Raw genomic sequence first — 19,147 nt, forward strand, 5'->3', positions numbered from 1 at the left:
GGGGCATCGCCGTTTCCGGGCTGCCCGGCCGGACTTCTCGCCGGAGGAACCGGGATGGGGTCAGCTGGACTCGCGCTGGTCGCCGGAGAGCTCCTTGACCAGCTCGGTGAGATGCGCGACCTGCGTCTCAAGCCCGCGCACCCGGGCCTCAAGCTCGATCAGCGTGGGGTTCTGGAAGCCGTCGGCGATCTGCCTGGTCATCGTTATCCTCCCGAGCGGCTCCGGATGGGGGGCCGGTGTAGGGGCACCTCGGCCTGTCACGGCCTGTAACGGCCTCATGGCCGGCACGGCCAATCAGGGCCACGGACGAGTCATGGCGGGGGCGTATCTGGCGAAGTCCTGTTGTCCTATTCCCCGAATACGGTGGTTATCCCGGCGATCCGCCGCCTAATCCCGCCGGAGTGCGAGGGGAGCCGGAGCGGGAGGGAGGATGGGACGGTGATAGTCGTCGTGCTGTCGGACACCCACGCTCCGCGGCGGTGGAAGTCCTGCCCGCCCGCGGTGGCCGGGTATCTCCGGCACGCCGACGTGATTCTGCACGCGGGCGACGTCTGCACCGCCGGCGTGCTCGGCGAACTGGCCGCCTACGCGCCCGTCCACGCGGTGCTCGGCAACAACGACGGGCCGGACGTCGCCGCCTGGGGCGCGCCGGAGACCCTGGAGCTCGACCTTGACGGGCTGCGCGTCGCGATGATCCACGACAGCGGGCAGGCCACCGGCAGGACCGCCCGGATGCGCCGCCGGTTCCCGGCCGCCGACCTCGTCGTCTTCGGCCACTCCCACATCCCGATGGACCTGACCGGCGACGGCGTCCGGATCTTCAACCCAGGCTCTCCGACCGACCGCCGCCGCCAGCCTCACGGCACTCTCGGCGTCCTCGGCATCGCCGACGGCCGCCTGATCAAGGCCGAGATCATCCCGGTGACCTGACCGTACGGCGAGGGTCAGGTGCCGTGCTTGGTGAGCCGGACCTCCAGCGTGATCCCGTCGGCCCGGGCGTCGCAGGTCCGGAAGGCGCTCCCGGCGGCGAGGCGCTCGAACTCGGCTCGAGAGTAGGCGCGGCGCCTGAGCGCCCTCAGCGGCACCTTCGTCAGGAAGGAGTTCAGCCGGCCGAGCCCCATGCCCCTGACCTCGCCGTCGATGTCGGCGCGTGAGGCGTCCCTGTTCATGTCCTGGATCACCGCGGTCCCGCCGTCGCGCAGGACCCGGTGCATCTCGTCGAGGGCCCGGCCCGGCCGCCCGAAGTTCTTGAACGCGGCCTGGCAGACGACCAGGTCGAACGTCCCGGCCTCGAAGGGCAGCTCGGCCGAGTCGCCCCGCTCGAAGTCCACCCGCACGCCCGCCCGGCGGGCGTTCTCGGTTGCGATGTCCACGAACGTCCGGCTGATGTCCAGGCCTGTCACGGCGAATCCGAGGCGGGCCACCTCGATGGCCAGGAGCCCCGGACCGGGAGCCACCTCCAGCACCGCCGCCCCGGCCGGCAGGCCGCGGGTGAGGTCTGCGGCCTGGTCCCGGACCGCCGCCATCTGGGGCTCCGAGCCGCGCTGGCGGGCGTACCACCGCGCCATCGGCCCCTCCATGTTCGCCGCCTGGGTCCGTCGCGGACGCGTGTTCTCCATGGTTCCTCCGGTTTCGGGTCGTGCATGATCGTGCGGATCGTGCGTGTCCGAACCGGCCCGGGAAGGAGCCCGGCTATTCTTGCGGTTGCCACCTTGTGACCGGGGTTCCGTTCCGCGGGTTTCGGTTCGAGGTCGAGGACCCCGGCGGAGTGTTCCCGCACCCCGCCGGGGCCCGTTGAGGCCCAATCGGGCTCAGCTCGTAGTGCCGCCGCCCCTTTCCGCGAGCTCCGCTATCTCCGGCGGCGTCTGGCCCGTCTCGTACCAGTTCCGCCACGTCATGAGGTCGGGGAACGAACCCGTCGTCAGCTCGTCGAGGAACGACCGGGTCCAGGCGGCCTCGGCCTCGCGAATGGCGAGGTCGTACTCCGCCTCGATCAGGAACAGCCGCGGAACCTCACGGGTGTAACGGGTCAGCGCCTCCCGCTCCTCGGCGATCTCCGTATCGAGGGCGGCGAGCCGCTGCCGGAGCAGGCTCGTCACCTCGTCCGGGCCGAGGACGCCGCACACCGACAGGGCGGCCTCGAACTTCGGCTGCTCCCGCTCCGGCACCGCGATCAGCTCACGGAGCCAGTCCTTGAGCTCCTCGCGCCCGGCGTCGGTGATGCGGTAGACAGTGCGCTCGGGGTGGCCTCCGTCCCGGACGGTCTCGGCCCTCGCCAGGAATCCGTGCTTCTCCAGGTTGCCGACCACGGTGTAGAGGGACCCCCACTTGATCCTCATGTCCCGGTCCTTGCCGCGTTCGCGCAGGAAGGAGGCCATCTCATAGGGGTGCATCGGCTTGGCGTAGACCGTCGCGAGGACGGCCAGGCCCAGCATGTTGCCGACCTTGCGCCGCTTGGCCATGCCGCCTCCTCGCGAGCCACCGGGTTAATACTCGTCTACGAGTACCCGTACACGAGTATCAATCCACGGGCCGGTTTCCGCAAGGCGTACTAAGAACGCCCTCGTGGGGCATGGGGCGGTTATGAGGGAACACAGACCAGAACCCGATCCGCGGTCGCCGCTGGAAGACGAGGGCATCCCGGATCTGCAGGAGGGCGCGCCCGAGCAGAGGTGGGCCGAGGATCCGCAGGAGATGCCGGTCCCCGCCGACAGGCCGGTGGGGGTCGACGAATACGGCACGACGGCCAGGGAGATGGCCGAGGGCGAGCCTCTCGACCTGAGACTGAGCCGTGAGGTCCCCGAGGAAACTCCCGGCCCGGGCGGCGGCGAACCGCCGTACACGCAGGGCGAGGACGCCGCCGAGGACGTGGGCGGGGATCTCCTGGCAGGGGATCTGTCCTACGACACTCCGGAGCCCCGGATGGCCGGACGGCTGATCGATCCGAGCGAGGGCGTGCGTGAGGACACCGTGAAGGAGCTGATCGCCGACGAGATCGGGCCCGACGGCGGCGGCTACGCGCCCGAGGAGACCGCCATGCGAGTCGACCGCGATGTCTGACCACGATGTCTGACCACGGCGTCTGACCCGCGATGTCTGACCACGGCGTCTGACCCGCGATGTCTGACCACGGCGTCTGACCGCGGCGTCTGACCGCGACCGGTGCCGCTGATGAGACGCTGTCGGCACGGGGCCCGCTCAGCCGTTACGCTGCCACGATGGCTGATGTGCAGGAGCCGCGGCACGAATGGCGGGTGCCGAGGCGGATCACCGTGCTGAAGGCCGCGGGCGTCGCCGCCTGCGTGGCGCTCGCGGTCATGGGCGACCGCCTGCAGGTCTTCCTCTCCGGGGTGGCCGCCCTCGGCTTCGCCGTGCTCGTGCTCCGCGACGCCATCGCTCCTGTGCGGCTCGCGGCGGGGGAGGACGGGCTGGTCGTCGCCGGGCTCGCCGGCAAGGAACGCGTCTCCTGGAACGACGTCGACCGGATCCGCGTGGACAGCCGCCGCCGGTACGGCCTGACGACCGAGCTGCTGGAGATCGACGCCGGAGACCAGATCCACCTGTTCAGCCGCTTCGACCTGGGCGAGTCGGTGTTCGACGTGGCCGAGGCCCTGATGCGCCTGCGCCCCTGATGACCATGATCGCCGTTTTGATCATTTCGTCAAGGCGATCGCAACCGGAGCGCAACTGGCGGGCCGTACGGTTCGAACGTGCCACAGAACATCCTCCTCCCGCTCATCCTCGGCCTCATCGGTGTGGTCTTCGCGCTCATCGGAGGCGGGCTGACGATCAGCGCCCGCGACTTCCGGAAACGAGCCCAGCGCGTCCAGGGTGAGGTCGTCCGGCTGCGCCCGAGCCGGTCCAGCGAGGGCGGCACCGTCTACTACCCGACCGTGCGCTTCACGACGGTGTACGGCCAGCGGGTGGAGGCCGAGTGCCCCTTCGGCAGCAGCCCCCCGCCGGCGATGCCCGGCGACCAGGTGCCGATCCTGTACGACCCGGCCAAGCCGACGAGGGTCCGCATCGACAGCGCGACGGGCAGCGGAACGCTCATCGGCGTGATCTTCCTCGGTGTCGGCATTGTCCTGTTCGCCGCCGGAGTGGTGGTCGCGGCCGTCATGTGACCCCCGTCTCCGGCGCTGTGGACGACCCCGTGTGACTTGGTGTCTGACTCTTTGTCATTGCCGCCGTGGGGCCGCTCGGCGAGAATGGCGACTGCCGGGAACCGACCTTAGGGGCGTCGCCATGCGCATCACCGCCGTCGAGTCCACCGAGCTCTTCGTCGAGGGCCCGCGCCAGATCGTCCGGGTCGCCCTGGAGGGGCCATCCGGAGATGTCCAGGTGCGGATCACCGGCCGGGACGTCTCCGGTACGGCGACCGTCCACGGTGGGGCAGCGGGAGCCCGCGCGGTCGAGGTGCCCGTGGACACGGGCGCGCCGCCCGGGACCCGCGTCCCCATCATGGTCCGGGCGACCGTCGCCGGCCCCGTCGCCGGCCCGGCAGCCGGGGGCGCAGTCCCCACCGGTACGGCGGCTGCTTCCGGGGCTGCCCGGCACCAGGCCGTCGCGGAGGCCGAGCTGGTCGTGGCGGAGCCGGGGTGGACGGTGTGGATGATCCCGCACTTCCACTACGACCCGGTCTGGTGGAACACGCAGGCGGCCTACACCACCACCTGGGACAGCGCGGGCGACTGGGCGCAGGCCACCCGGATGGAGTTCCAGCACGCGGGCTTCGAGCTGGTCCGGCTGCACATGGAGACCGCCAGGCGCGACCCCGGCTACAAGTTCGTGCTCGCGGAGGTCGACTACCTCAAGCCCTACTGGGACGCCCACCCCCAGGACCGCGCCTACCTCAGGCGGCTCCTCGCCGAGGGCCGTCTGGAGATCATGGGCGGCACCTACAACGAGCCGAACACCAACCTGACGAGCGCGGAGTCGACGATCCGCAACATCGTGCACGGGATCGGCTTCCAGCGCGACATCCTCGGCGGAGATCCGCACACCGCCTGGCAACTGGACGCGTTCGGACACGACCCGCAGTTTCCGGGGCTGATCGCCGACGCGGGGCTCAGCTCCAGCTCGTGGGCGCGCGGCCCGTTCCACCAGTGGGGCCCGATGCTGGTCAGGGGCGGGTGGAACGACCCGTCCGTCATGCAGTTCCCCTCCGAGTTCGAATGGCTGTCGCCGTCGGGCCGCGGCGTGCTCACCCACTACATGCCCGCGCACTACAGCGCCGGATGGTGGCTGGACTCGGCCGCCACCCTGGAGCTTGCCGAGGCGCACGTCTACGACCTGTTCCTGCTGCTCAAGAAGGTCGCCGCCACGCGCAACGTGCTGCTTCCCGTGGGCACCGACTACACGCCGCCCAACAAGTGGATCATGGACATCCAGCGCGACTGGAACGGGCGCCACGTCTCCCCCCGGTTCGTCTGCGGCCTGCCCAGGGAGTTCTTCGCCGCGGTCCGCTCCGAGATCGGCGCCCTCTCGCCGCAGACCCGGGACATGAACCCGATCTACACCGGCAAGGACGTCTCCTTCATCGACACCAAGCAGGCCCAGCGGCACGCCGAGGCCCAGCTGGCCGACGCGGAGAAGTTCGCCACGATCGCCGCGATCGAGTGCGGCCGGCCGTACCCCCATGCCGTGCTCGACAAGGCCTGGCGGCAGCTCGTGTACGGCGCTCACCACGACGGGATCACCGGGTCGGAGTCCGACCAGGTCTACCTCGACCTGCTGACCGGCTGGCGCGAGGCCTGCGACCTGGGCGCCGAGGTCCTGGACGCGTCGCTCCGCCGCCTCGCCGGCGGCCTGGACGGCGTCGTGGTCTTCAACCCGTCCTCCTGGCCCCGGACCGACCTCGTGAGGGTCCGGCTGAGCATCCCCGAGCCCGGCGCGTACGGCCTCGCCCTCGACCCGGCCCTCGACCCGGCCCTCGACCCGGCCCTCGACCCGGCCCTCGAACACGCGTTGCTGCTGGAACACGCCGAGCATCATCCCGACCGGAGCCTGGCGGCCGTGGACGTCGTGTTCCTGGCCCGCGACGTCCCGGCCCTCGGGTACCGGACGTTCCGGCTGATCCCGACACGCCGGCCTTCCCCCCTCGGCTGGGCCGTACGGGAGGGGACCCGGATCGAGAGCGCCACCCACGCGGTCGAGGTCGATCCGGCGCGCGGTTGGAGCGGTGTCCAGCCTACGGGTGGGCGGCCGGGAGCTCCTCCAGGCGGGCCGGGCCGGCAACGAGCTGCTCGTCTACGACGAGCACCCGGCGCATCCGAGCTTCCACGAGGGGCCCTGGCACCTGCTGCCGAGCGGCGGGATGATCGGCTCGGCCGACGCGCACGCCGAGGTGGTGGTCATGGAATGCCCGGCTGGGCGGCGGATCGTCGTCACCGGCAGGGTCGGCCCGGTGGCCTACACCCAGGAGATCACCCTGTGGGACGGGCTTCCCCGCGTCGACCTCACCACCCACGTGGACGAGTTCGACGGGGCGGACAAGCTGCTGCGGCTGCGCTGGCCGGTGTCCGTGCCGGGGGCGCTGCCGGTGAGCGAGGTGGGGAACGCGGTCATCGGCCGCGGGTTCGGCCTCATCGACGTCGACTCCGCGGAGCATCCGTGGACGCTGGACAACCCCGCGCACAACTGGTTCGCCCTGTCGTCGACCGCCCGGGTGGTGCTGCGCCCGCCCGGCCGGGGTGGCGGGGGGCGAGGGGAAAGCGCCCGCGCGATCGGCATCGCCGAGATCATCGCGCCCGCCGCTTCGGACTTCCCGGTCAGGGAGCTCGCCGTGGCGCTCGTGCGGCAGGGCGTGACGTCCACCTGCTCGACCGGTCCGGGCCCCCGGTACGGCGACCTCGCGGTGGACTCGAACCTGCCCGATGTCCGGATCGCCGTCGGCACACCCGAGGAGAACCCCTTCGTGGCGGAGCTTCTCGACGACGGGGAGGCGGCGCTGCTGCGAGAACGGCTCGACGCCCACGGCCGGGCGAGGATCTGGATTCCGGCGGCCGAGCCCCTGGAGAAGGTGTGGGTGCCGGGCGCCGACCTGACCGGGCCCAGGACGCTGCCGGTCCTGGTCGTCTGCGGCGAGGGAGCCGTCGAGGACCTGATCGCCGACCTGGACGACGCGACGATCGAGGTGGTCCAGCCGGACGCCGAGCCGGCCGAGCCTCTGGACGACTACACGGTCGGCCTGATCAACCGGGGCGTTCCCGGCTTCGCCGTGGACTCCTCCGGGGCGATGCACGTGTCGCTCATGCGCTCGTGCACCGGCTGGCCGTCCGGCATCTGGATCGACCCGCCGCGCCGCGCCGCGCCCGACGGGTCGAACTTCCAGCTCCAGCACTGGACCCACTCGTTCGAGTGCGCGCTCGTGGCGGCTCCGGGGGACTGGCGCGACGCCGACCTCGTACGGCTCGGCCACGACGTCAACCATCCCCTGCTCCCAGTCTGGGCGGGCGCCGTACCGGCCGGAAGGTCACTCGGGGAGGGCGGCGAGGCGCGCTCGTTCCTGGAGACCGGGCCGGGCGTGGTCCTCACGGCGCTGAAGGCGGCGGGCAATCCGATCGCCTCCGGCCGGACACCGGGACCGGTGGACGGGGTGACCGTCCGGCTGTATGAGGCCCACGGCGGGGCGGCGGACCCGGCGATCACCACGTCCCTGCCCGTCGGCCCCTGGGAGCGCGCCGACCTCCTGGAGAACGTCACGGGAAAGGCTCCCGGGACGCTGACCGGCATGGAGATCGTCACCCTCCGGGCCGGCCTCCCGGATCACGCCGCGGGACGGGCCACATCACCGGGCGCCGCCGTCGCGGCCGAGCCGCACCAGCCGGTCTACACGCGATACTGGCTCAACAACACCGGGCCCGCGCCGCTGGGCAACCTGCCCGTGGCGGTGCATCTCTCGGAGACCGACGTGGACGCCTCGGGCCCGATGTCGCTGGCACTCACGCTGGCGTCCGGCCTGACCGAGGAGGAGGCGGCGGGGGCGGTCGCGCTGACCCCGCCGGACGGCTGGACGGTGGAGCCCGCCACCGTGCCGTACGCGCTGTCCCCCGGCGGCCACGCCCTCGTCTCCGTACGGCTCGCGCCGCCAGCCGGAGTCCGGGGCGGGCTCTACCTGCTCCGGGCCACGACCGAGTTCGGCGGGCAGGCCTACGAGGACGTGACCCGCCTCCACGTCGGCGGCCGTCACGCCATCGGGCCGGAAGTGTCGCTGGAGGGCCTGGGCGATCCGCCGTTCGTACGGCTGCGGCCGGGCGGCGAGGCGGAGATCGTCGTGCGGCTCCAGTCGGGGGCGCTGTCCCCGATGTCCGTCCAGGCGCAGCTGATCAGCCCCTGGCACACCTTCGAGCTGTTCCCCGGCTGGAACACCGGAGTCGTCGTGCCGGCGGAGGGAGAGGCCGAGGTCCGCTTCGCCGTGCGGCCTCCGAAGGGAGCCAGGCCCGGCCGCTGGTGGGCCGTCGTGAAACTCGCCGCCGCCGGTTGGCTCCACTACACCGACACGATCGAGGTCGAGGTGCTCTGACCCGGCGTTCAGCTGGGATTTCACGCCAAAGCGACGCTCCCGCGACGGTCGAAGACGGACATTTCGGGGCAGGGACTAGGGCATGGGACGGCAGCTCAGCGCGCTGGACGCGCAGTTCCTCAACTTCGAGACCGCCACGAACCTCGCCCACATCGCGGGGCTCACGATCCTCGACCCCTCCACGGCTCCCGGCGGGGCGGTCACCCGCGACGGCCTGGTCGGCCTGCTGAGCAAGCGGCTCCACCTCGCTCCGCCGCTCCGCCGCCGTCTGGTGGAGGTTCCCCTGGGGCTCGACCACCCCTACTGGGCCGAAGACCAGGATGTGGACTTCGACTACCACGTCCGGGAGATCGCGCTGCCGCCGCCCGGTGACGACCACCAGCTCGCCGCGCTGGTCGCACGGCTGCACGGGACGCGCCTGGACCGGCGGCGGCCCCTGTGGGAGCTCGACCTCATCCACGGGCTGGCCGAGGGCCGGGTGGCCGTCTACACCAAGGTCCACCACTCGGCCATCGACGGGGTGACCGGCGCGGAGGTGCTGGCCGCGCTCATGGACTTCACGCCGGAGCCCCGCGAGGTCCCGCCGCCGGAGGAGCCCGTCGACGTCCCCATCTGGGAGTCGGCGGAACGTGCGCCCGACGCGGTCGAGATGATCATCCGAGGTGTCGGCCGCCTCCTGGAGAACCCTGTCGCCCTGGTGCGTTTCGTCGCGGGCGCGGTGCCGCGACTCGACGAGGTGCCGATCGTCTCCCAGATCCCCGGCGCGGGGCTCATCTCCCGGCTCATCCGCGGCGGCGGCACCGACCTGCCCGATCTGCCGCGCATGGCCGTGCCGCGGACGCCGTTCTCCGGGCCGATCTCGCCCCATCGCCGGTTCGCGTTCGGAACGCTGCCGCTCGACGAGGTCAAGCGTGTCAAGAACTCCTTCGGCGTCACCGTTAACGACGTCGTCATGGCGCTGTGCGCGGCGGCCCTGCGCCGCTGGCTGGCGAAGCGTGACGAGCTGCCCCGCCTTCCATTGGTCGTCGGCATCCCCGTCTCGACCAGGGGCGAGCTTCCCAATGACTTCCTGGCGAACGAGGTCACGCTGGCGATGACCGCGATCCCCACCGACATCGCCGACCCGGAGGCCCGGCTGAGAGCGGTGAGCCAGGCCATGAAGCTGGTCAAGGAACGGTTCGCGGCGGCCCCGGCGACCTGGCTGCTGGAGTTCAGCCAGGCCATGCCCGCGGCGCTCAGCGCGCTCGCCGACCGGGCGGCCTTCCGGCTCGCGTCCCGGACCGCGCCCGCCATGAACCTGGTGATCTCCAACGTTCCCGGGCCGCAGTCGCCGCTCTACATCTGCGGCGGGCGGGTCGTCGCGCAATATCCCATGTCGGTGATCACCGACGTGAGCGGCGGGATCAACATCACGGTGTTCTCCTACAACGGGTCACTCGACTTCGGCATCGTCGTCGACCGCGAGATGGTCCCCGACGTGTGGGACCTCATCGACTACCTGCGCGACGCCCTGTCCGAGCTGACGACCCTCGCGGAGCACGAGTCGTGAGGCCGCCAGAGGCATGACCTGCCAGGTTCGGCTAGCCGGGACCAGCGGCGCCGAAGGCGCTGCCGGTCGTGTCCTTGCCCGCCACGTGGCCGAGGCACCGGTAGGCCCGCGACCCGGCGGCGAAGCGGGCCGCGCTCGGCGGGAGCACCGTGACGTCCCACCGGTCCGGTGACACCGTACGGGCCGCGCCGGTCCGCGACTTGAGCAGGACGGCCATCGTGCACAGCCCGGCCACCGTGGGGTGCCTGGACACCGCGTACTCGTCGCTCGTGGTCAGGTCGTCCGGGAGCGGAGCGATGGCGAAGGTCTCCCAGGTGTGCGCGCCGGCGCAGGGGAGCGGCCGGGCCGTCACGTCGCCGCCGATCGAGACCGGTCCCGCCCAGCATTCCGGCTTGGCGACGCAGGCCGCGCCCGCCCCGGCGACCGACGCGGCGGGGCAGCCGTCCGTGCGGACCGGCACGCCGAGGCGGCCGGCGGCCGCGGTCACGTCCGGCGCGGCCGTACGGCCCTGTGAAGTCCGGCCCTGTGAAGTCCGGCTCTGTGCCGTCCCGGTCGGCTCAGCGGACGGTGTCGTCCGGGGGTCCCCGTCGCCACGCGCTATCACGACGATCCCGGCGGTGAGCAGCAGAGCGAAGACCGCCGCGACCGCCGCGAAGGCGAAAGAGTGGCGGGACGCGCCCGCGGGACGCGTGGTCACCCCACTGCGCCCGGTCCCGAGGCCGCCAGGGGGCGCGGACGCCACCAGGCGGCCCGAGGGGGCGAGGTGGTTGTGCGGGGCGAGGTGGTGGGGCGGGGTCAGATGGCCGGGTGCGGACAGGTGACTCGGTGGCGGGAGGTGCGCCGGCGGTGCCGGGTGGCCGGGTCCGGCCAGGGCGTTGGGCTCGGTCATCGCCCTCCGCACGTCGGGCACGGCCGCCGCTCCGTGCCGGCCGCCCGGGCTGGTGACGGCGTAACGCGGCGGCGCCGCCCCCGGGCCGTCCGGCCCGGAGGGCCGCCACTGCTCCGGCGCCGCTCCTCCGGAGGTGTCCGCCCCCCAGGACAGCGGGGAACCGAGCGACCTCGGGTCGGGCACAGCGGCCGGATGACCGGGACGGGCGGACCCGTCGATGTCGAGGGCGGCCAGGGCGTCCCGCAGCCCGGCGGCGGTCGGGATGCGCTGCCCGGGGTCACTGGCCATGCCATGCCGCAGCACGTCGGTCAGCGCGGACGGCACGCCGGGGATGTCCGGGATGGGCCGCCGATGCAGCGCCATGATGACGGCGATGTTGACCACGCCGCTCTCCGGGAAGCGCGGCGGCCTGCCGTACAGGAGGGCGTAGAGGGTCGCGGCCAGCGCGTAGACGTCACCGGCGGCCGTGGGCTCGGAGAGGTCGAACGCCTCCGGCGGGGCGTAGGCGGGCGTGAGCGACTCCCGCGTCACCGAGACCTCGCCCTGTGCCGTGCCGCCCTGCGCGGGCATCGTGGCCAGCCCGAAGTCGGACAGCGCCACCAGCCCATAGGAGTTGATCAGGATGTTGGCGGGCTTGACGTCCCGGTGCAGCACTCCGGTGGCGTGGGCGGCGGCCAGCGCGTCGGCGATCTTGATGCCGATGTCCCGCACCTCGCGCACGCTCAGCGGTCCATGCCTCTTCAGCCGATCCGCCAGTGACCCGCCCGGGCACAGCTCCAGCACCATGTACGGCCGGCCGTCCGAGAGCACGCCCGCGTCGTAGACGTCGGCCACGTGAGGGTGCCCCGACAGCGCCCCCGCCGACGTGACCTCGCGCATGAAACGGCGCCGGTCCCGGTCGGAGACCAGCACCCGGTTGTCGATCTTGAGGGCGACCTCACGGCCGACCGCGAGCTGCCGGGCGCGGTAGACGATTCCGAACCCGCCCTGACCGAGGATGCCGAGCACCTCGTAGCCCGGAACCAGCGGCCCGCCCGCCTCGTCCACCTCTGCCACCTCCAGACCGGGCTGCCTTAAGACCGGGCTGCCTTGAGACCGGGCTGCCTTGAGATTGGGCGAATCCCGCGTCCGGCACATTACCGGAGAGATCGCCCGGTCGATCGTTTTCCGGCCCGGCGGACTGCCCGTCACGGTCCCGGTCACGGGCCCGGGCGTGGACACGGGCGTGGACACGGGCGATGCCGGCCGGGGCAGGAGCGCGGCGTGTCATGACCGGCCGGGACCGGGAGCGGGCATCCTATGCTGACTGCATGGCGGGCACAGCGGAGCGAGGCCGGAGCCCGGAGCGGCGGCGGCAGTTGCTCGACGCGGCCGACCGGGTCATCCGCAGGGAGGGCCCGGAGGCGTCGATGGCCGCCATAGCGGCGGAGGCGGGGATCACCAAGCCCATCCTCTACCGGCACTTCGGCGACAAGAGCGGCCTCTACCAGGCGCTCGCCGAGCGGCACACCCGCGTCGTGATCAACCTGCTGCGCCCCGAGTTCGCCAAGCCGAGGGCCGACCTGCGGGTCCGGGCGCAGGCGACTATCAACGCCTACCTCGACACGATCTCGGTCAACCTGAACCTGTACCGGTTCCTGTTCCACCGGGCCAGCGCGGAGGACAGCCGCACGCACACGCAGATGGCGGCCATCGTCCGGAGCCTCGGTGAGGAGCTGGGGGCCGTCTTCGCCGAGGAGGGCGTGGCCGACCCCGTGCGCGCCCAGGTGCTCGGGCACGCCTTCGTCGGAATGGTCCAGGCCATCGGGGACTGGTGGCTGGAGAATTGCGACGTCGACCGCGCCACCGTGGTCGAGGGCCTCGCCGACGTCATCACCGCCGCCCTTAAGGTCTAGCCGCACACCGCTTGGTGGTGATCACGCACAGGTTCCGCGACCCGGCGGCCGGCCTGCCCGCACGCCGAACGTGATCATGCACGGATTCCCTGGACCCGTGGCGGGCCTGCGCGGAAGCCGTACGTGATCATGCGGCAAGGCGGCGTCGCCGTCGGGGGAGAGCGAAGGGCCGCGGTAGGCGCGATGTCGCTCGGCGCGACAACCCGACCGTTCGGCGATCGGTGATATCACGGCTACATTGGTGACTTTTACGCTGCGAGTCAACCCGTGTCCGATAGGAGAGTGCGTTGACCACGCCCCGCACTGATCGCAGCCCATGGAACTGGCTGCTCCTGGTCGCGATCATCATTCCGCTCATCCCGCCGCTGTTCAACGCCGTGGAGCCGCGGCTCTTCGGCATCCCGTTGTTCTACTGGCTCCAGCTCGCCTTCATCCTCATCGGTGTCACGGCCACCACGGTCGTGTACCGCATGACGAGGAGGGGCCGATGACCACCGAGATCATCGTCTTCGCCGTCCTGTTCCTCCTGGTCAGCGGCATGGGGTTCGTCGCCTCCCGCTGGCGGCGGCCGGACGACCTCGCCAGCCTGCACGAATGGGGGCTCGGCGGCCGCAGCTTCGGCTCGTGGATCACCTGGTTCCTCATCGGCGGTGACCTCTACACGGCCTACACGTTCGTGGCCGTCCCGGCCCTGCTGTTCGGCGCCGGCGCGACGGGGTTCTTCGCCGTGCCGTACACGGTGATCACCTATCCGATCGTGTTCCTCGTGCTGATCCGGCTGTGGTCGGTGTCCCACGTGCACGGGCTCGTCACGCCGGCCGACTTCGTGCGGGCCAGGTTCGGCTCGCCGACGCTGGCGCTGCTCATCGCGATCACCGGCATCGTGGCGACCATGCCCTACATCGCGCTGCAGCTCGTCGGCATCGAGGCGGTCCTGAAGACGATGGGGGTGGGGGGCGACCTGCCACTGATCATCGCTTTCGCGATCCTGGCGGCGTACACCTACAAGTCGGGGCTCCGCGCGCCCGCCCTCATCGCGTTCGTCAAGGACGCCCTGATCTACATCGTCATCCTCGCCGCGATCATCTACATCCCGGCCAAACTCGGCGGCCTGGGCGCGATCTTCGACGCGGCCAAGGAGAAGTTCGACGCGACCCCCGCCCCCGGCGACGGCGTCCTGCTCAACGCCAACAACCAGTTGCAGTACGTCACGCTCGCCTTGGGCTCGGCGCTGGCGCTGTTCCTCTACCCCCACAGCGTCACGGGCGTCCTCGCGGCGAAGAACCGGGACGTGATCAAGCGGAACATGTCCGCGCTGCCCGCCTACAGCCTGCTGCTCGGCCTGATCGCGCTGCTCGGCTACATGGCCATCGCCGCCGGGATCAAGCCCATCGGCAAGGACGTGAACACGGTCGTCCCGCAGTTGTTCGACAAGATGTTCCCCGGCTGGTTCGCCGGGGTGGCCTTCGCCGCGATCGGCATCGGCGCGCTCGTACCCGCCGCCATCATGTCGATCGCCGCGGCGAACCTCTTCACCCGCAACATCTACCGGGAGTACATCAAGCGGGACGCCACGGACGCCCAGGAGGCCTCGGTCAGCAAGATCGCCTCGCTGGTCGTCAAGGTCGGCGCGGTGCTGTTCATCCTGCTCATCGACCCGCAGTTCTCGATCGACCTTCAGCTGATCGGCGGCGTGATCATCCTCCAGACGCTCCCGTCGATCGGCCTCGGGCTGTTCACCCGCTGGTTCCACCGAGCGGGACTGATCGCCGGGTGGGTCGCCGGGATGGGCACGGGCGTGCTCCTGCTGTACAACATCGCCAACCCGGTCACCAACCACGCCCACTTCGGCGGGTCCGCGTTCCCGCTGGCGAAGCTCGGCCTGGACACCAAGGTCACGATCTACGCCGGCTTCCTCGCGCTCATCGTCAACCTGGTCGTCGCCGTCCTCGGCACGGTGATCGCGCGGCTGGTCGACGCGGCCGACGGCCCCGACGCCACGCGCCCGGACGACTACTTCGCCGACCAGGGCGACCCCCGTGTCCACGACCTGGAGCTGGCCGGCTCCACCTGACATCTCGTACGGCTCGCGCCCGGTTGTCCCCGGGGGGGCGACCGGGCGGCCCGTTGAGAGCGTCTTGTTCCCGCTCCGCGAAGCGGCCCCCGGGCTGCCCGGGGACGCGTGATCAGCCCAGCAGGGGACGGGGGAGGAAGACGGCCGACGGGTAATCGGGGGTGTGGAGGATCTCCTGCTCGGAGGTGAACATCGTGGCCCCCAAGGGCAGGGGGTCGCCGGTGCCCGGGTTGCTGGCGATGCGGGGGTAGGCACCGCTCGCCACGTGCACCCGGATCCGGTGGCCGCGGCGGAACCGGTGCCCCATGGGCCACAGCTCCACCTCGACCCGGCGCACGCCGTTCTCGTCGGCCCCCTGGGCCGGGGTGAGACGGCGCACGCCCTCGCACACGTTCAGGGACGCGCCGTCGGGGTGGACGTCGCAGACCCGCACCACCATGTCGGTGTGCTGCCGGCTGGTGCGCACGAACAGCTCGGCCATCACCGGGCCGATCAGGTCGGTGTCCTCGGCCAGGGATTCCGAGGTGTAGACGAGCACGTCGCGCCGGGTCTCCAGCCGGCGGTTGTCGCGCGGCTCGGAGTTGCCGATCAGCACGGGGCCGCCGTAGACGGGGGTGGGATCGGCGGGGTCGTAGCGGTACCGGTCGGGCTCCGACTCGGCCGGGTTGGCCCGCGCGAGGGCGAAGCCCGGCTGCAGGTGCCAGCGCTCGAACCGGGTCCCCGGCAGCGGCCACTCGGGGTAGTCCCGCCACTCGCCGGCGCCCGTGATGTAGAGCCGGACCGGCGAGCGGCGCAGCCCCGAGGGGTCGCCCATCAGGTGGGCGCGGAACCATGTCAGCGCGTCCGCGTTGGCCACCCGCCCGTGCCGGATGTCGGCGTGATACCACGGCCCGATCGTCAGGTACGGCCGGCGTCCCGCCGCCCGCATGGCCGCGTAGTCCTTGAGCTGCCAGGGCAGGAAGACGTCGTACCAGCCGCCGGTCATGGTGACCTCTGCCGTCACCTGCCCCACGGTGGCCGAGAAGTCCCTCTTCTCCCAGTAGGGCGAGGAGGGGTCGGCGTGGTGGTTGAGCAGTTCCTGGAAGAACGGGAGCGGCCTGCCCGCCGAGACGAGGTCGAGCTCGGACAGCGGGCGGCCGGAGGTCACGGCCCGCCGCGTCCGCCAGGGGGCCGTGAGCGCGGCCATGCCGCCGAAGCGGCCCTCCATGTGGGCGGTCAGCGTGGTCCAGATCAGCGACGACTCCAGCGCGAAGGCCCCGCCGACGTAGGCGGCGTCGCGGAAGCACGAGGCGGCGACCTGGACGGCCATCGCCTTGAGGTCGGGCGTGTCCGCCGCGATCGCCCACTGGTTGTACCCGAGGTAGGACGGCCCGTGCATCGCGAAGGTCCCGCCCCACCACGGCTGCGCGCGCATCCACTCGACCGTCGCCAGGCCGTCCGCGTGCTCGTCGCCGAGGGGGTCGAGCAGGCCGCCCGAGCCGAAGCCGCCGCGGCAGCTCTGGATGAGCACCTGGAACCCGTGCCGGGCGAAGTTCCAGCCGTACATCCAGCCGAAGACCCCCGCCCGGCCGTATGGCGTGCGGATGAGGATCGTCGGCGGCCTGGTGACGCCGATCGGAGCATAGTGATCGGCCAGAAGGGCCACGCCGTCCGTCATCGGGACGGGGACGTCGCGTCTGACCCGCACGCGACGGCCCGGCAGGCCGTTCGGCCGGAGAGCCGGCAACCGGGGGACTGGCAACCGGGGTACGGGCAGGTACGCCACGCCGCCTCCTTAACCTCTTGGTAACAGAATACCAATACTTCGTGTCACTTTGGGAGTTATCCTCCCGTTTTGTCTCGTTGCATGATCGTGGCAGTGGCCGCTACCCTTGCTGGCATGCGAACTCCTACGCACCTTCAGTGGTGGCGCCGCTAGCAGGCGGCGTGGTTTTCGCATTTGCGAGCACAGTGACTGGCCGCCCCGAGAGGCGGCCTTCTGTATGTCCGCCCCCGGGGCATACGACTTGAGGGGCGAAGACAGTGGAGATCAGCGGATATACCACCGCCGGCGGCGTCGCCGTCGAGCGCCGCGTGCGTGAGGTGCCCGAGGCGGCGCTCGAAGAGATCGTCACGGCGCTGACCGAACGCCGGGGCGGGGCCTTCTCCTCCGGAATGGACTATCCGGGCCGCTACAGCCGCTGGGCGTTCGGCTACGTGGACCCGTGCGTGGAGATCGTCGCCAGGGGCCGGCGGATCTCGGCCCGCGCGCTCAACGACCGCGGCCGCGTGGTCCTCCCGGTCATCGCGTCCTGCCTGCTCGCCGCCGGGAAGCCGGTCACCGAGCCGACCTCCGGCCACGTCGAGGTCCACATCCCCGAGTCGGAGGACCTGCTGCCGGAGGAGATGCGCAGCCGCCGGCCGACCGTCTTCACCGCGATCCGCGAGGTGATCGCCGCCTTCCGCGGCGACGACCCGCACCTCGGCCTCTACGGCGCTTTCGGCTACGACCTGGCCTTCCAGTTCGAGCCGATCCGCTACCGGTTGTCCCGCCCGGACGACCAGCGCGACCTCGTCCTCCACCTGCCCGACCGGCTGGTCGTGATCGACCGCGTCCGCGAGACCAGCGTGGAGTACCTCTACGAGTTCACCGTGGACGGCGTCTCCACCGCCGGCATGGAGCGGATAGGCGAGAGCGTCCCCCTGCCCGCTCCCACCGAGATCCCGGAGAATCCGGCGAGGGGGACGTACGCCGAGGTCGTCGCCAAGGCCAAGGAGAAGTTCAAGCGCGGCGACCTGTTCGAGGTCGTCCCCGGCCAGGTCTTCCACTCCTCCTGCACCGACCCCTCCGCCTTCTACCGGTCCCTGCGGACAAGCAACCCGGCGCCGTACGAGTTCCTCCTCAACCTGGGCGACGGCGAGCACCTCGTCGGCGCGTCCCCCGAGATGTACGTCCGGGTGACCGGCGACCGGGTCGAGACCTGCCCGATCTCCGGCACGATCGCCCGCGGCGCCAACCCGGTCGAGGACGCCGAGGCCATCCGGACCCTCCTGTCCAGCGTCAAGGAGGAGTCCGAGCTGACGATGTGCACCGACGTGGACCGCAACGACAAGTCGCGGATCTGCGTCCCCGGCAGCGTGCAGGTCATCGGCCGCCGCCAGATCGAGATGTACTCCCGGCTGATCCACACGGTCGACCACATCGAGGGCCGCCTGCGTCCCGAGTTCGACGCGCTCGACGCGTTCCTCACCCACATGTGGGCCGTCACGGTCACCGGCGCGCCGAAGACCTGGGCCATGCAGTTCATCGAGGACCACGAGGAGACCACCCGGCGCTGGTACGGCGGAGCCGTCGGCTTCATCGGCTTCGACGGCTCGATGAACACCGGCCTGACCCTGCGGACCGCGCAGATCCGCGACGGCGTCGCCATGGTCAGGGCCGGCGCGACGCTGCTGTTCGACTCCGACCCAGAGGCCGAGGAGCGGGAGACCGAGCTCAAGGCCAGCGCGCTGCTCGGCGCCCTCGCCGCGGTGGGCCGCCCGAGCGCCGAGGCCGCGGCCGAGCGGGCCGCCGACAGGCCCGGCGACGGCCACACGGTCCTGCTCGTCGACCACGAGGACTCCTTCGTCAACACGCTGGCCGACTACTTCCGCCAGCAGGGCGCCTCCGTCGTGACGCTCCGGCACGGATTCCCGCTGGAGATGATCGAGGAGATCGCGCCGACGCTCGTCGTTCTCTCGCCCGGCCCCGGCTGGCCGTCCGACTTCGGCTGCTCCGCGCTGGTCGAGGCGCTGTACGCGCGCGAGCTGCCGGTCTTCGGCGTCTGCCTCGGCCTCCAGGCCATGGTCGAGCAGGCGGGCGGCACGCTGGAGCTGCTGCCGTACCCGGAGCACGGCAAGCGCGGCCGGGTGCACCGCAAGGGCGACAGCGCGCTCCTGGAGGGGCTGCCGGAGGAGTTCGTCGCGGCCCGCTACCACTCACTGCACGCCAAGGAGCCGGGCGTGCGCGGCTTCGCGGTGACCGCGCAGACCCCGGACGGCGCGGCGATGGCGATCGAGGACGTGGAGAACAGGCGCTTCGGGGTGCAGTTCCACCCCGAGTCGATCCTCACCACGGAGGGCGGCGCCGGAGCGCGCATCATCGCCAATGTCCTGCGCCTCTGCTCGAAGTAGAGCCGCCGTTTCAGCCCCGGACAAAGCTCTCGGCGAGCCTTCGGGGAGCCCTCGACACAGTGCT

Annotated in this window: 15 protein-coding genes and 1 pseudogene; 11 read left to right on the top strand and 5 right to left on the bottom strand. The window is 71.5% G+C overall.

Annotated elements, in window-relative coordinates; genetic code table 11:
- Positions 1-60: 60 nt before the first annotated feature.
- On the bottom strand, positions 61-201 hold the full coding sequence (locus tag N5079_RS08525; RefSeq protein WP_261583046.1) for a hypothetical protein: 141 nt from the start codon (positions 199-201) through the stop codon (positions 61-63).
- 237 nt (positions 202-438) lie between these two features.
- Between N5079_RS08525 and N5079_RS08530 the strand changes: the two genes are divergently transcribed.
- A complete protein-coding gene (locus N5079_RS08530) occupies positions 439-930 on the top strand; it encodes a metallophosphoesterase family protein (protein ID WP_261583047.1) in 492 nt (163 codons plus the stop codon).
- Between the two features lie 14 nt (positions 931-944).
- Here the strand turns inward: N5079_RS08530 and N5079_RS08535 are convergent, their stop codons facing one another.
- Both N5079_RS08535 and N5079_RS08540 read right to left on the bottom strand, forming a co-directional pair.
- Positions 945-1,619, bottom strand: a complete 675-nt coding sequence (locus N5079_RS08535) for a class I SAM-dependent methyltransferase (RefSeq protein WP_261583048.1) — start codon at positions 1,617-1,619, stop codon at positions 945-947.
- Between the two features lie 192 nt (positions 1,620-1,811).
- Entirely contained in the window at positions 1,812-2,462 is a 651-nt protein-coding gene (locus N5079_RS08540; protein WP_261583049.1) for a PadR family transcriptional regulator, read from the bottom strand.
- A gap of 121 nt (positions 2,463-2,583) precedes the next feature.
- Between N5079_RS08540 and N5079_RS08545 the strand changes: the two genes are divergently transcribed.
- The 6 genes and pseudogenes from N5079_RS08545 to N5079_RS08570 all read left to right on the top strand — a co-directional run bounded on the left by N5079_RS08545 (position 2,584) and on the right by N5079_RS08570 (position 10,073).
- Positions 2,584-3,060: a DUF5709 domain-containing protein gene (locus tag N5079_RS08545; protein WP_261583050.1), complete on the top strand. Its 477-nt coding sequence runs from the start codon at positions 2,584-2,586 to the stop codon at positions 3,058-3,060.
- A 158-nt stretch (positions 3,061-3,218) separates the two neighbouring features.
- The gene (locus N5079_RS08550) at positions 3,219-3,632 is read left to right on the top strand and encodes a PH domain-containing protein (protein WP_261583051.1); all 414 of its coding nucleotides are present in this window, start codon (positions 3,219-3,221) and stop codon (positions 3,630-3,632) included.
- Between the two features lie 78 nt (positions 3,633-3,710).
- Positions 3,711-4,124 carry a DUF3592 domain-containing protein gene (locus N5079_RS08555; protein WP_261583052.1) on the top strand — a complete coding sequence of 138 codons (414 nt, stop codon included), beginning with the start codon at positions 3,711-3,713 and terminating at the stop codon, positions 4,122-4,124.
- Positions 4,125-4,611: 487 nt separating this feature from the next.
- Positions 4,612-5,739: pseudogene (locus N5079_RS08560) on the top strand (glycoside hydrolase); the annotation flags it as partial.
- Between the two features lie 442 nt (positions 5,740-6,181).
- On the top strand, positions 6,182-8,524 hold the full coding sequence (locus N5079_RS08565) for an NEW3 domain-containing protein (RefSeq protein ID WP_261583053.1): 2,343 nt from the start codon (positions 6,182-6,184) through the stop codon (positions 8,522-8,524).
- Positions 8,525-8,606: 82 nt separating this feature from the next.
- Positions 8,607-10,073, top strand: coding sequence for a WS/DGAT/MGAT family O-acyltransferase (locus N5079_RS08570; protein ID WP_261583054.1), 1,467 nt, complete (start codon positions 8,607-8,609; stop codon positions 10,071-10,073).
- Positions 10,074-10,104: 31 nt separating this feature from the next.
- Here the strand turns inward: N5079_RS08570 and N5079_RS08575 are convergent, their stop codons facing one another.
- The gene (locus N5079_RS08575) at positions 10,105-12,009 is read right to left on the bottom strand and encodes a serine/threonine-protein kinase (RefSeq protein WP_261583055.1); all 1,905 of its coding nucleotides are present in this window, start codon (positions 12,007-12,009) and stop codon (positions 10,105-10,107) included.
- A 263-nt stretch (positions 12,010-12,272) separates the two neighbouring features.
- On the opposite strand from N5079_RS08575, the gene N5079_RS08580 reads away from it, so the two are divergent.
- From N5079_RS08580 to mctP, 3 genes are all read left to right on the top strand, one after another.
- Complete coding sequence (locus tag N5079_RS08580) at positions 12,273-12,857, top strand: TetR/AcrR family transcriptional regulator (protein ID WP_261583056.1); 585 nt, start codon at positions 12,273-12,275, stop codon at positions 12,855-12,857.
- A gap of 287 nt (positions 12,858-13,144) precedes the next feature.
- Positions 13,145-13,348, top strand: coding sequence for a DUF3311 domain-containing protein (locus N5079_RS08585; RefSeq protein ID WP_261583057.1), 204 nt, complete (start codon positions 13,145-13,147; stop codon positions 13,346-13,348).
- Positions 13,345-14,931 carry a monocarboxylate uptake permease MctP gene (gene mctP / locus N5079_RS08590; RefSeq protein ID WP_261583058.1) on the top strand — a complete coding sequence of 529 codons (1,587 nt, stop codon included), beginning with the start codon at positions 13,345-13,347 and terminating at the stop codon, positions 14,929-14,931. The genes N5079_RS08585 and mctP overlap by 4 nt, the downstream gene beginning before the upstream one ends.
- A 112-nt stretch (positions 14,932-15,043) precedes the next feature.
- Here the strand turns inward: mctP and N5079_RS08595 are convergent, their stop codons facing one another.
- A complete protein-coding gene (locus N5079_RS08595) occupies positions 15,044-16,696 on the bottom strand; it encodes a CocE/NonD family hydrolase (protein WP_315967800.1) in 1,653 nt (550 codons plus the stop codon).
- 257 nt (positions 16,697-16,953) lie between these two features.
- Here N5079_RS08595 and N5079_RS08600 point away from each other — a divergent pair, with 257 nt between their 5' ends.
- Complete coding sequence (locus N5079_RS08600) at positions 16,954-19,083, top strand: anthranilate synthase component I (protein WP_261583059.1); 2,130 nt, start codon at positions 16,954-16,956, stop codon at positions 19,081-19,083.
- The last annotated feature ends 64 nt before the right edge of the window (positions 19,084-19,147 follow it).

Source organism: Planotetraspora sp. A-T 1434 (assembly GCF_025420585.1).
Classification (GTDB): Bacteria; Actinomycetota; Actinomycetes; order Streptosporangiales; family Streptosporangiaceae; genus JAOEGB01.